Source organism: Pseudarthrobacter sp. KH_020_B (genome assembly GCF_057840185.1).
The window spans coordinates 1914237-1928452 of record NZ_CM174506.1; the positions used below are offsets into that span (position 1 = coordinate 1914237).

Sequence of the window (14216 nt, forward strand, 5' to 3'; positions counted from 1 at the left end):
GCCTGAGAATTACTGCTAACAAGAGAACAGCAGCCGGCGTCACCGGGACGTTACCGCGACGTGCCCAGACAACAGAAGCCGCGCCCTCGGGCAGGGTTCCCGGCGGCTGAGGGGCGTCCCGACGCCCTCGGTGTCGCCTGCCGTCACGGGGAGCGCCGCCTTTCCAGTTCGGCGGCATCGGGCCGGCGGCAGCTGGCCCCGAGGCACTTAAGCAGGTCGTCCGCCCCCTCGCCGAGCCTATCGATGAGCTTCCGGTTCCCGGACAGGCAGCGCAGCAGCTCGCACCATGGGTCGGGCCCGCCGTCGGACGGACCTGCCGGACCGACCATGATTACCGCGGTGAGCGTGACCTCCCGGGTGAACGGCGTTCCACTGGCGGTGATGCCCTGGCACCGCATCCGGGCCCGGTAGATCCCGGGGATTGTCGCCGTGAAGCCGCCGCGGAACTGCCCCGCCGCCATCGGCATGGCTACCCCGAAGGTAATGCCGCCTGGGTCGGTGACGTCGGCCCACACCTGTGCACCGGTCTCGACGACCCGGCTGTACTCGACCAGCCGCGCGTGCAGGCTGACGTGGCTGCCGGGCGTGTAACCCGGCTGGGTGAGCCAGCCCTTCAGCTCTAGGCTGGAGTAGGCGTGAACGACCACGTCGCAGGGGGTGGTGGTTGCGGTGGCGTGCCCCGCTGGCTGGTACTCCGAGGTGTAGCGTCCTCCCTTACCCCGGCGCACGCGGACCAGGACGTGCCAGCGGCCGTCGTGGGTGCCGCCCGGCTGAGACGGCACCGCGGGCAGAGCGACCCGGTATAGCCACATCCCGGGGCGCAGCGCCTGCTCGCCGGTGCCCTGGCCGGCCAGCACGGCGGCATCGATGATCATGCCGTCGGGTGCCTCCAGGACACATTCCAGCCGGCCCGGGTCGGGCGTCAGCAGGAACACGTCCAGGCCGTAATCGGCTTCGGTGAGATCGAATGGTACCCGGTGCACCACGCCAGGCGGCAGCTGGACCGAGGGATCCACCACGATCGAGGCATTGGTGATCTCGGCCAGCACCTGGAGGAAGTACTTCGTCAGGCGGGTTCGCTGGTCGGTGGTGAGCTCGCCGGTCACCACCAGATAGCCGTTGTTGCCCTGCGTCAACGCGGTCAGGGAGGCGACGCTGATGTTGGCCGGCACCCCAAGCCCGATGGCGAAGGTGCTGGCGGTGATGCTAGAGCCCACCGCGGAAAGCATCGGCATGGTGTTCTCGACACCGTCGCTGAGCACCACCATGGCCTGCACGTCGTACGGTGGCGAGGCGGCCGCCTGGCCGTCGGCCAGGGTGTGGGCACCCTCGACCACCCCGGCGCCGATCGAGGTCGCCCCGGCGGGGTCCAGGGCGTTGCTGGTGATGTGCCCGATCGCCGTCGCCCGGCCACCGGTTCCGTTCAGCGGTCCGACATCAGTGATGTCCATCAGGCGCTGCGCGGTGTCGTCGAAACGAACCAGCCCGATGGCGTCGCCTGGGAGCATCGCGCCGACGAAGATCGACGCGGCCTCCCGAAGCTTCTGCACCTTGGTAGTGCCGTCGCCGGCGTCCTCGGCCATGCTGCCCGAGTGGTCGAGCACCAGTGCGACGGCGGACTTCGGCCTGGGGATGGTCCGCGCTGTGACGGCGATGGTCCAGCTGAGGGCGAGCTGGTCGCAGCGGACGGTCACGCTGCCGGTGGCCACGGCCCCCGCCGTCGTGGAGGTGTAGCCAATCCAGATGGGCACGCGGTTCACCGGGGTGATGGAGGCGGCGGGGTCTGCGACGACGATGGTTCCGAGCGGCGCGGTGAACCCGCCAGTCGGGCCGGCCGTGATCCGGAACGTCAGCCGCCGGCAGGAGATGACCTCAAACACGACGGCACGGTGGGTCGTCACTCCGATGCCGCCGATACCTTCGGGAACGCCGCCGAAATTCAGGCTTGGCGACGGCGGAGCTACCGATTCCGTGGGCAGAAACGGCGTGAGGGTCTGGCGGATCACCCGTGCGCAGACCGGGCAGAACGGCCCGTAGTCGCGCATGTAGCACGACGGCAGCGGCCGGTAGACGCCGCAGTTGCTGTAGTCGGCGCCCTCATAGGTGCCGACCGCATTGGGCGGAGGCGGGGTGGCCGGTGGGGTGCAGCCGCTGCACGACACCGGCGGGGTGCTTGTGGTGACGCCGCACGCCGAAGGCATTGGCGTGGCCGGCAGCACCAGGTCGCGCCATTTGTTGGTTGCCCGGTTGGTGTCGCGGGTCACGTTGGGCTTGGGCGACTCGCCGGCCGTCGTGCCGACGCCGTCGCCGCCGTACTCGTCGGCCAGGTTGAACGCGGAGTGGCCCATCTCGTGGATGGCGATTTCGAAGGCGTTGAGGCTCGAGGTCGCTACCGACCCGCCCGATCCGCCGTACCGGGTGCTGTTGACCAGCATCAGCAACTGGTCGACTTGCGGCACGCGTGCCTTGGCCACGGCCTTGGCCTCGGTAGCGTTGCCGGTCAACAGCCGGGAATACTGCACCCCGCCAGGGCCGACACTGCAGAACGTCGAGTCGAAATAAGTCCGCGGAGCCGCCCCTGAACCCGTGCCGCCGTCGCCGCAGGTTGCGGGCTCGTCAGCACCCGTGTCGGTAGAGACGACGTCGATGCGGTACACGTTGATGGCGCACCACAATTCGTCAAACGGCGGCGTCGCCCGGAGCCGGTCAAGGAAGCCCTCCACGTCGGTCCGGTACTTGCCGAGTTCGGTCGAGCGGTAGCCGTCACCGACCACCACCAGGCACCAGCGGTCGACGTCAGAGCCGTGGTCCACGACTTTGGCCGTCGCTCCCACGTAGCCGTCCGATGTCGTCATGGTGCACTCTCCGATTCGCCATCCGGGCGCCGAAGGTCGAACCGGCCGATCGGTGCGGCCGGTCGCAGGGTCCGTTCATCGGTGAGTTGGCTCGCATACAGCACGACCGTCGCTGCCTCGGGCAGGTCAGGGACCAGTACGTCGAACGTGCCGCGCCCCGGCGGCCCGACCACGAGGGACGGGCCGGTCTCGGGGTCGTGGACCTCCACTCGCGTGCGTAACGGGTCGTGCAGCAACCGGGTGAAGACCGGGCGATCTTCGTCGTCGTGCAGCTGCAGCCATTCACCCGAGTGTGTACCGGCCTCGGGCGGGCTAGCCGTCATCGGCGGTACCAGCTTCTCCAGGCGCTGAATGCCGGCAAGCTCCACGTTGTCGCCGTCGAATTCGAAGGTCAGACGGAGCGCCCGACGCGTCGGCCGCGGAGCGCCGTTCCGCTCCTCGGACTCCCCAGTGTCGTCATTCCAGCCACTGGCATCCATGTCGATCCCCTCATCTTTCAGTTGTTTGTTTGTGCCCAGAAGCAGCTCTCCAGGAGCCGGACATCAAGCTCGGCCAGGCAACTGGCTCGTCGGGGGCGCCGCAGTAGGCGGCGGGTCGCCCACCGCCGGCAGAACCGGGTTTGCATTGTCGTGCGCCAGGGAGCCAGGAACGGTGTGGTATTCGTTGTTGCCTGGGCGGCTGCCCGGGAACGGCACCCAATGGTTGAGGCGTCGGGCCCTTTCCTCGCACCCGGAGCAGGGTGCGATCCCCATGGCTGTGGTGGCGCTCTTGATCACGTCGCCGAGACCTTCCGTGCGCGTCGCCGCGCTCTGAGTGTCGTTCGTGGTTTGCCTGGTCAGATCATCCGCATGAATGGCGCCACCGGCACTGGTGCCCGCGGTGCCCTGGATCGCTGGCGACTGGCCAGCGACCGGCTTGTGTGTGAGAGCCGCGACGGCTGATCTTCCAAGAGCCCCCGACGGATTAACGGTGATGCATCCGCGCCCCTTCGCCACCTCGTAGAGGACGGCCAGCACTAGACCCCAATTTATCCCGGCAAAGCTGGCAAAGCCGGCACAAAGCCACAGGAACTCCAAACCGAAGACCGCCGCAAGGACCGCCAGTACGATGGCGGCGGCTGCGAAGACAAAGATCAAAATTATGACGAAATCGATCACGGCGAGGATGACCGAACACGCAGTAATGGCAGAACAGATCACCAGCCACAGCAGGAAGAGCAGCACGCCGATGGCTACCAAGACCAGCCCAATGACCACGAGGATAAGACCGGCCTGGGGATAGAAGTGCATCAGGATGCAGCCGATGATGGCCAGCAGGGCCCCAATCAGCATCAAGAATACGGCGATCCAAAGCAAGACGGCGCAGCTGACACTGCCGCCTCCGCCTCCTTCGCCGGAGGGCGGACAGGGAAGGACGGTAACAGCGGTCGAGGCGCTGGAATCAGGGCAGTCTAAAGCTTTGGCCCGCACCGTGGCGGCGTAGGGACCAGGAGGGACGTAGTCGTGCGGCGGGCATATCGGCGCAGTAGTCGTCACGTCCGGCGTCCCGTCCCCGAAAGTCCACAGGTAGCTGGTGACGCCGGCGCCTACGACCTGCGCGGTGAGGGTGACCGGCCGTACCACGGCTCCGGCGACGCAGTTGCCTGCCGCTGCGGTGAGGGACGTGAGCGTAGGGCAGCACGGTTTCACCATGATCTGCAGGGGTAGGGTTGTGCTGCAGTTACCCGGGCCATCGGCGGTGAGGCGCACCACGTAGTTGCCGGGGGCGAACTCGTGGGTCGTCTGCGGTCCTCCGGATCCGGAGAGAGGCAGGGTCGTGCCGTCTCCACAGTCCCAGGTGTAACTCGTGACTCCGGTCCCCACGATCGTTGCATCAAGCGCAACTATCCGCCGCAACCCATCAGCGGTGCATGTTCCGGGCAGATCTAGGGTGAGGGCGGTAATTTTGGGACATCCGCTTCCACATCCGTCGAAGGTCACGGGCTGGGACAGCGAAGCGAGGCACGAGTCGCCGCGCGTCACGGTCACTTTGACCGTGACGTTGACCGCGACGTTTCCCGGTGCCGGGTACGGGTGGTGTTGGGTTATCCCCGTTGCCGCGGGCAGCCCTTGCGTGGCTGGAGCGGTATCCCATTGCCAGTAGTACAGATCCGATGGATCGGTGTTGTTTAGTACGGCTGTGGCCGTGACGAGGCGGGTGTTGGCCACTGGATCGCAGGGTCCGACCTGAGTGGTGATCTTCTGGATGCCTAGGTTGCAATTCGACTCGCACGGAGACACTACAAAAGACACCTGATGAGTCGGGCAATTGGCCGGGAGGGTGGTCGTAAGGATGGCCGTGTACGAACCGGGCGGGTAGTCGTGCGTCTGAGACAGGGTGAGTGTGGTGCCAGCAGGGACGGTTTTGGGCGGTCCCACTGACATGTCCCCGAAATCCCAATAAACGATTGTGGGTAGTGCCCCGGCAGGGGCCGCAACAGTGGCTTCGAGAGCGACGGTTCGTTTGCCTTTGACGCAACCACTTGTCACAGGGGGAGCGGCCGGAAGCGTGATGGTAGGACATGGTCCGCAGGTCACCGTCACCGCAACCGACAGTTCAGCACACTCGTATGGTGGGGGCGCCACTTTGAGCGTGGCAACGTATGGGTCGGGAGAATAGTCGTGCGTCTCGACGTGCGTGTGGGTCGTCGCGCTGGTGCCAGGAGCCGGATTGGAGATGGTAAAGGTCGGGCCGACCGTGCCGTCCCCGAAGTCCCAGTAAAAGTCCTGACTGGGAGTGGGAATCGCGATCTGCGCATCGAAAGTCACCGGCTGTAGGGGCGGGGAACCTGTGCATGTGGCGTAAGTGGTCAACACATTGGCGCCGTAGCATCCGAGGCAGCTCAGTGCACCCGAGATGGTCCGGGTGCACCCGTTACCACTGGCGCATGAGGCCGTGACCCCGACCTTTTCTTCGCACTGGACGGCACTGATCAGCGGAAGAAGCACGCTGAAACTACCGGTGTAAGGATCGACGGCGATAGGCCCTGTCGTTGCAGCCACGGTAGAGCTGATGAGAACCTCGTCAGTCGGGCACCCCAACAAGACGCCCTGCACCTGAAGCTGGGTCGGCAACACTGAACCAGGCGGGCGCACGGCCTGGAAGAACAAGATCGACAGCGTGCAACACTCCAGTACGCGGGCTGGATCGACCACGACGCACTGCGTATTCCCGACGCATTCGACGGCCACCTGGATTATGTCACCGCAGGAGGGAGGCGGCGACACAGTGATGGAAAGCTCGGCTCTGAAACGTCCGTTCGGGTCCACAGTAACCGCAGGGCTGTTGGCCGTGATGCTGGAACTGATTACCACCTGTCCCGAAGCACACTGTGTCGCCGTGCCGGTCACACGCAGAGCCGTGGGCGTGATCTGACCCGGTGGAACGATACCGTTTACCGACGTTATAGCGATCGAACAGGCCATTGATCCGGGCCGCTTCTCTGAGATTTGCACGAGACATCTCTGCCGCGAGGAGATGTGGGACGGGCTTCTGGTTCCATGTCGACCCAGCATCTATGAATGAATAATGTCGCGTCCGCGTTACTGGACCGTTACACGTCGGCTGCCGCCTGCATCCCCGTCTCAGGACCCTGCCGTGCCGCCAATGGACAGGCCCATGCCTCCGTGTTTCAGGGTTGTGCAGTCGAGTGCGAACACTGGCTTTTCAGTACTCCTCTACACTAATGTCGGCGAGGCTCGGGCGATCCCCGAAGCTCCAGACCCTTCCGATGGAAGGACGGGCAGTCACTGGGTCTTGACGGCCGGACCGGGCCCGCAAGGTCGCCTCGGGATTTTCCAGTCCGGGTGAGCTATCGTCATCGTGGACTACGACTCTGCGTGGCCCCAGCGCTTCGAAGCTCTAGCCCAGCCATCAGGGACGCAGTGGGTGAGAAGGCGGTGTCCGTCGAGCACATTGGATCCGCGACGGTTCCGGGCCTGGCAGCCAATGCCCATTCTCGACCTGCTGCTGACGGTCATGGACGTTGAGGATGAGGCCGCCTACGTCCCGGCCCTGAAACGCGCCAGGTTTGTCCTGCGAGTCCGCGAAGCGGGCATCGAATGATGAGGACGCCTGCAAAAGATGTCCACGTACATGTGTCTCACCCTAAGAACGAGGCCGTCTCCAAGTACCGCGACCTTCGGGACTGGCTTCGAACCGATGAAACTAACCGTGCCCGGACGATGCCCCGCTTCCACCAGGAGCACCTGGCCAGTGCCGAAGAGCGCCAACAGCAGCTCGGCACACCGGCGGCGCGCGACCTGGCCGAGGCGCGTCTGGCGCCCCAAAAGCACGCCCACCCCTCCCGCAAACGATCCATTCTGAGAAGGCCGTCCGAAGATGCCCTCTGGACGCCGCGAGACCCGGATTCATTCTCAAAAGCTTCTCTCACATGAACTGGGCCTGAGCGGATTGTGGGAGTGGTTTGCGAGAAGATGCCAGGTAAGCAGCGAACCGGACTTCACCCCCACCGATGCCGACGAGGTCGAACGGTAACCCTGCCTCCGGTGCATGGTCGGGCCGGGCCCGCCGAGCCGGTCGCGCTCCGGCACGGTCGCGGGCACCTACCACACCGGCCGGTTCATCGAGGTGCCCCCGCCTGGCGAAGCGGCTGCGGGTGCCGACCCCGGCCGACAGGGGGCCGGCCGGCTATGGCGGCCGGGCATCCCGCCGCCGGCCCGATCCCCGCGGACACGCCGGTGACCGACATTAGGGTGGGCTACGCCCGCTGCTCGTACCTGACCCAGTAACTCCAGTCCCAGCTCGACGCCCTGGAAACGCACGGCGTCGATCGTGCCGCGAGCTGCTCGCTGAGGCAGTCGCTGAGGCAGAACGGTTCTGGCTCTGCACGGACTGGCGGGGAATCCCCATCTTTTCCGGGCACGCGATCCCGGAAATCAACCGGGTCCGGTCCAAGATCCCCTGGCGCTGACCAACTTGCGCGTACCCGGGGTCGAAGACGGGTCCCCTCAGTGCAACTTGGCCAGTTCAGTACGCGCGGCACGCAGGAAACGCTCGTGTCCCTCTGTCCAGGAGACTAAGGCTGTCTTAATGTCACCGCCTTCCATTTTCCATTCGGACTCTTGTTGCCGATAGTGGTGTGGGTCGGTTGGACCGCCTTTAGGTTTGCGCGCTTGATGTGCGGCTTTGGCGGCGACATATTCGCGCAGGTGCACGCTGGCATCCCGGGCCATCGCACTGAGCGATTCAGGTGTTGAGACTGCAAGCACGGCTTCAGCCGCTGCAAGCTTCTCCAGATCCTGCTTGTAGTCCGTCGGGTATTGTCCGGATCCCAATCTGCTGGCGAATTGGTCGGATTCCGCCCATTGCTCAACTGCCGATGCGGCCTTGATGAATTCGCTGCAGGCCCGAACGAGCTGGTCACGGCGCCAACCTCGGTCCTCCCTGCCGCGGATGAAGCGCGAGCCAAGTCCAACGCCGAGCAGGGCCATGAGCCCCGGGATCGCGAATTTTGCGATCTCAAGTGTCGTCGCATCCACCGCAATCAGACTCACCGCGGCCGAGGGCAACTGCTCATAACCGCAACAGGAGCGATTGCCCGACATCATTGAGTTCGCGCAGCGTTGCCTTCACCCGCTCAACCTCTGAGGCATAGTTTTTGGCGAACTCATCGAGTTGCGCCCGAGCGGCGTCGAACCGCCCCGAGGTTGCGGCTCCATGCATGTCACGAAGCGTCGTGAGTGCGTGTTGCATAAACGGTTCTATCTGTTCGGTGAACTGCATGTCAGCCGTGGTGAATTTCTGCAGCAGCATATCCAGATCGTTCACCTGTTGATCCCCTTCATCTGGAGCGCTCGGGAGGGTACGTATTTGCTGCCAGTAAATGTTGGCAATCCTTCCGCAGGACGTTCGTTCAAGATTGAAATCACGACGATCAACATAATCAGAGAATTTGTCGAGATACTCCGACATTGTGGAAACATTGGCCACGTCCAAACGCTTTATGCCTTGGATAACCTGTAGCTCTAAACCCAACGATGCCTGCAGCTCCCAGATGATTCGAAGGAGTGCTGCCGCATTGTCCTTGACATAATCAGCCGGTGCAGTCGCTATTTCCCGTGCTAGGTCTTTACGTTCCTTGAACACTTCATCCGGAAACATCCGCTGACCCTCCATTTCTCCGCTGAGCATCCCGCCAAGACCGGCCAGGAACGTTGACCCTTATATCTGAGAAGTATCGCAATGGGACGTTACTAGAGCGTTACTGTCGCTAATCGGCATGCTCCGGTCATGTTCCGGAAGCAGCCCGGATATCGATAGGAAAACCACCGGCGCTGGAGAACAGAAAGGGATCCACACCAATAATGTGGACGCGGCGCGCGCCGCTGTTCGCTAGCAATTCCCGAAGTAGCTCGGTGAAGTGCGGGGCCGCCCATGCCGCGTTGGTTTCGTCAACGGTGTAAGCGAGCAGCTTGTCTTGGGACGGCCATGTGTAGACGACCGTGTGACCATCAAACTCGAGGTCGTAGGAGAATTGTGCGGAACGCTTGACGGCGTTCGCCCAGCTCGTCCTGTAGCCGTGGACAAAGATGAGGATGTCGTGGCTGGTGTCAGTCGGGTTGCCCTCCTCATCGGGAGCTGCCACTGCACGCTGAAGGGACTTAAACCAGAGGTCATGATCGAGCTCGGTCACCGACTGCACGGTGATGTGTAGGTCTGGATTCTCGCGGAACTGCAGTTTGTACCATTTGGGGCTTTCCATGCGCCCCTTGCGGTGGCCGTCGGGTATGCTCACGGCAACGGTGCCATAGTTTAGCCGCGACCCATCAGCATTGGGATCGCTTCGGTCGATGCCGTAGCGAAGCGAGGGCGACTCGCCCGGTTGATGGTTGCGATCAGTCGCGTACCAGATCGGCACGAGCATGTGACGAGGGTTAGGCGTAAGCACGTCTTGTCCCTCGGCCTGGACGGTCAGCGGTTCCTCCTCGAGCCGCGCTTGGGCTTCAAAGGCGACACGTACAGACGCCTCGCCTTCACCGGGATCCTTCCCACCAGCTGTGGAACTGCGGAGCGTCGACTGTCCCTCGGCTTGGAGCGGTTCCTCCTCGAGCCGCGCTTGGGCTTCAAAGGCGACACGTACAGACGCCTCGCCTTCACCGGGATCCTTCCCACCAGCTGTGGAACTGCGGAGCGTCAGAGTTTTGTCGAGGAGGTCCATGACGCGCCGCTCGAGCGGAAGCGCGTCACTGCCTGACGCGTAGCGTCGGATGAGCTCGCGGACCTCCATAGATGCTAGGTGCGTGAGTCGGTAGTGGTTTACGGGTTCCGCAGGTTTGTACCGTGACGGCCCAGGGGCCGGTCTCCTTTTCCTGGAAAAGGGGCCGACCTTTGGGCATTCTTGCGGAAGAAAGGCTGGAAGCTCCTGCGGGGCGCGGTTCTGTGGTGCGGGTCCGGTCCCGGGGCACTGTCCCCGGCCGTGTTCAGGCGGTTTGGGCCCGGTAGCTGAAGAGTTTGAGCAGGTTGTGGCAGCCGGCCATCAGCTTCCATTCCCCGGCTGCCTTTTCCAGCCCGCGCAACAGGACATGTTTGCCCTGCCGGGTGTTGATCTGTCCGAAGACCGGTTCGACGATGGCTTTGCGCCGGGCGTAGACCGCCTTGCCCTTCTTTGTTTTCAGTTTCCGGGCCATCCGCTCGGTCAGGGTGGCGTCCGCCGGGATCCTGCCCCGTGGCGCTTCCGGAACCGGGCGTCCGTGTTTCATCCGCCGGGTGGAGATGAAGAACTCGGTGGCTCCGCCGGCTTCAAGGTCTTTGACGTGTTCCAGATTCGCCGCCGAGCAGTACCCGGCATCGGCGCTCCACTTTGACGGCATGGCCCTTAGGGTGTCCTGGGTGTTCTGGACCATCGGGACCAGTTGCTGCACGTCGACCGCGGTGTTGTTCAGCTCGGTGGCAACGATGACCTGGTGATCTTTATCCACGACGGCCTGGCCGTTATAGCTGTAGTGGTAGGAGCCGTCCGCGGTCTTCATGATCCTCGCGTCAGGGTCGGTGAAGTTGCGCTGGGCGGTGGGTTTCGGCACCGCCGCCTCCGCGGCGGCATCGCCCTTGCCGGTGACATCCCCGTCATCGTCCCCACGGGTCCGGGCCTTCTCTTCGGCCTCGCGGCGGGCCTTGTCCGCTGCTTCGGCCTCGATGGATTCCCGGGCAGTCTGCATGGCCTGGGCGCGCCGGGTCCGGTTGGCCAGCTCGGCGGGCAGTTCATCGCCGCGTTTGCCGGGCCCGTAACGGGCGTCCTCGGCCGCGTCCACGGTCTTCGCCTCCGCCATCAGGTCGCTGATCTCATCGGCCAATACCTTCTGCTTCTCCGTCAACCGGGCATAGGACATGGCCTTGTGCCGGGAGGCGTTGGCGCGGACCTTTGTCCCGTCCAGTGCGACATGGCCAAGTGAGACCATGCCCGCGGCCCGGCAGAGCTCCAGGGCCTGGAGGAACACGTTGGCCAGCGCCGCGAGGTGGCGTTCGCGGAACCGGGCGATGGACCGGAAGTCCGGGGCCTGCTGGGCGGCCAGCCAGCGGAACGCGACGACGTCCGTGCACGCCTTTTCCAGTTCCCGCGAGGACCGCACCCCCACGCAGTACCCGTAGAGCAGGATCCGCAGCATCAGCCGCGGGTCATACGGGGGCTGGCCTTTGGCCTTGGCATAGGAAGCGTAGAACCGGGTCAGATCCAGTTCATCGTCCACAAGCTCGCCAATGAATCGTGCCAGATGGCCCTGGGGCAACCATTCCTCCAGCGAGGGCGGGACCAGCATCACCGCATCCGGCTCGAACGCCTTGAAGCGTTTGTTGGCCCCGCCATTGGCATCCATCGGCACCTCGGTCGGCAGCTCGACCCGCTCCACGAGCGACTCATCGAACAAACCATCCTGCGCGGAAGACCCGGTATCCATGCCCCCGATTCTCCCAGCCACCACTACCAGGCCCCGGTTAATTCGTCGGCGTTTTAAAAACCGGATGTGATGTCTCCAGACATCGGTGACAGTTCTGCCTCAGGACAATGGTGACACTTGCTGCATCAAGACATCGGTAACAGTCCGCTCCTGCGCGCCACTACTTTCGGAACCGTGCTCGGGCCTTGCCGATCCCGACGTATCCGGTGCCTTCTGGCGGCCAGAAGTACTCCGCGATGACCTCGCCTTCGGTGTTGGCGAACACGACACCGTCCGTGTCCCAGACGGCAGTGACGATTCGTCCGCCCATCCGCTTGGTTACCGAGTACAGGGTCCTGCCGATGTTGACCACGCCGTTGGGATAGACCTTGAGCTTCTGGCTGCCGGTGGCTGCCGGGTGGGCAATGCTGCCGCTGATCTTCTGTGATGCTGTGGCCTCGGAAGAAGCTTCTGCTCGCGGCTCCGTGGTGGTCTGCCCTGCCGCTTCCGTATCGGCGGCCGCCACTGGTTCGGCAGCGCTCGGTGCCCCGGTCACCGGCCCCAACACCTCGGGTTCGGGAAGAACCGGCACTGGTTTGGGCCGGGGTGCTTCGGTAACGGCCGTGGCATCCCAGGACTGCTTCGGAGTGATGCGCCCCGGCAATCCCTGGTGCGGACGCTCGGTGTTGTAGATCAGGTCAAACCGGTCGACCTGGGCCTGGAGCTCTGCGTGGGATTGGGCCAGGGGCTGCTTGTCCAGCCAGCGGAACAACGTCTGATGGAACCGCTCGTTCTTTCCCTGGGTGGTCGGTTTATATGGTTTGCCGGTGATCGGCTCGACGCCGAGCGAGGAGACGTAGGTGACCAGCTGGCCTTCCCACCCCCGGCGTGAAGGATTTAGGGCCATGCCGTTATCCGTGAGCAACCTTTGCGGCACACCGTGGGCGGTGATGCCCTTCTTCACGACCGCCAGGGCCGCCTCACTGGTTTCGCCGGCCGCCACGTGGGTGGCGAGTGCGAGGCGTGAATGATCATCCTGCAGCTGGAAGATCACGCACTTGCGCCCACCGGTGAGCACGTACTCGGTGGCATCCAATTGCCAGCACGCGTTCGGGGCCGGATAGACGAACCTGCGGTAAGCGGCACGGGGCTTCTTCTTCGGCTCCAGCCGGGCCACGTTCTTCTCCCGAAAGATCCGTGCCAGCGAGGCCACGGACGGGGCGCGCATCTTCAGGGACACCATCTTGTCGTGCACGCTGATCGGCCCATGATCCAGCCCCGAGGATTCCAGAGCGGCCCGCACCTTCAACGCGTCTTCCTTGAGGTCCTCGGTGAGCTTGGTGGGTGAGGTTTTCGGGCGGCGTGAGCGTGGCTCCAAGGCTGCGGCCTGGCCTTCATCGCGTGCCCTGGCCCGGATCGCGTAGAACGTCTTGCGGGTGATGCCGTGCTCGTCGCAGAATGTGGTGACGGACCCGCGGGGTGCATCATCGGGCCACTGGGCGATCGCAAGGCGGATACGGGCGTTGATGGGCTCATTCTTATTCACCCGTCATTCTTGGTTTCCCATGCCATGCCGGCCAAAGCCGTGTTAACCCTCGAAAAGTGTCACCACCAAAGCCCGCCGAAGTGTCACCATTGTCCTGAGGCAGAACTGTCACCGATGTCCTGCGACATAACAGTTTTAAAAACCGGAACCCTGGCTACTGACCCACGCACCTAGCCGAGTGTCGCTGGCTTCGAGCTCCCGCAGGAGCACTAGAAGCTCGGCCTCGAACCGCGTCGCGCGCTCGCCTAGCGCAGCGAGTAGCCGCCGCCAGATTGTCTTGAGGTCTATCTGTACGAGGTCGATCTCACGCATTCGTGCCCCCGAGGTCCAATACAGCCCATGCTATTCCGTGTGGCGACACCGTCTATTTGGTTCATTCGCGGCTAATCCATGTTCCGATATGTAGTTTGGAGCATGAGCTATGTTTTCAGCGCTGCAACAGCTTGGCTGATGAGGCCGCACCTTGGTGTTTGTCGTGCCAAACCCACCGCATCGATTCGTCCCAGTTTATCGCTGGCGTAGCGGAGCCGGAAGGTGGTCGTTGGGGACCAACAGTGTTGGGGGCTGGCACCATGCTGGCCGTTGAGCTGTTCGGTGAAATGAATGCGCCCCGAATCGCCGGTCCAGCCAGGCGGCCAACGCGCCATCAGTTGCGGGACAGCAGAGAGTAGGTACCGCCGGGCTGACCCGGCCGAGATAAGTGTGTATTACATCGTGCTGGCTCCGGCCCTGCGCCAATGCGTTTAGACGGCTAAGACTGCGTTGAGATCGTGGATGCGCGGCTTCACGGTGCCCGAACGCGTCAAGGCACACAACGCATCAAGGATGGGCTTTCTTGTCGGCCCGAGTCCATATGACATGTCGCAGGGCGGTAGTTCGTGGCGG

The 14216-nt window shown here is 63.9% G+C and carries 8 protein-coding genes; all 8 read right to left on the reverse strand.

Translation table 11 applies throughout. From position 1 onward, the window contains the following. Nucleotides 1–143: 143 nt before the first annotated feature. Nucleotides 144–2855: a M64 family metallopeptidase gene (locus tag AC3IT0_RS08945; RefSeq protein WP_489323361.1), complete on the reverse strand. Its 2712-nt coding sequence runs from the start codon at nucleotides 2853–2855 to the stop codon at nucleotides 144–146. Further along, entirely contained in the window at nucleotides 2852–3334 is a 483-nt protein-coding gene (locus AC3IT0_RS08950) for a hypothetical protein (protein ID WP_489323362.1), read from the reverse strand. The genes AC3IT0_RS08945 and AC3IT0_RS08950 overlap by 4 nt, the downstream gene beginning before the upstream one ends. A 63-nt stretch (nucleotides 3335–3397) precedes the next feature. Continuing rightward, a complete protein-coding gene (locus AC3IT0_RS08955; RefSeq protein ID WP_489323363.1) occupies nucleotides 3398–5062 on the reverse strand; it encodes a PKD domain-containing protein in 1665 nt (554 codons plus the stop codon). Nucleotides 5063–7864: 2802 nt separating this feature from the next. Next, nucleotides 7865–8464: a hypothetical protein gene (locus AC3IT0_RS08960; RefSeq protein ID WP_489323364.1), complete on the reverse strand. Its 600-nt coding sequence runs from the start codon at nucleotides 8462–8464 to the stop codon at nucleotides 7865–7867. Next, the gene (locus AC3IT0_RS08965) at nucleotides 8430–9017 is read right to left on the reverse strand and encodes a hypothetical protein (protein WP_489323365.1); all 588 of its coding nucleotides are present in this window, start codon (nucleotides 9015–9017) and stop codon (nucleotides 8430–8432) included. The genes AC3IT0_RS08960 and AC3IT0_RS08965 overlap by 35 nt, the downstream gene beginning before the upstream one ends. Before the next feature lie 127 nt (nucleotides 9018–9144). Continuing rightward, nucleotides 9145–10074: an alpha/beta hydrolase gene (locus AC3IT0_RS08970; RefSeq protein ID WP_489323366.1), complete on the reverse strand. Its 930-nt coding sequence runs from the start codon at nucleotides 10072–10074 to the stop codon at nucleotides 9145–9147. Nucleotides 10075–10336: 262 nt separating this feature from the next. After that, nucleotides 10337–11725, reverse strand: a complete 1389-nt coding sequence (locus AC3IT0_RS08975; RefSeq protein WP_489323756.1) for an IS1182 family transposase — start codon at nucleotides 11723–11725, stop codon at nucleotides 10337–10339. Between the two features lie 241 nt (nucleotides 11726–11966). After that, nucleotides 11967–13331: an integrase core domain-containing protein gene (locus tag AC3IT0_RS08980; protein ID WP_489322008.1), complete on the reverse strand. Its 1365-nt coding sequence runs from the start codon at nucleotides 13329–13331 to the stop codon at nucleotides 11967–11969. Between the last annotated feature and the right edge of the window lie 885 nt (nucleotides 13332–14216).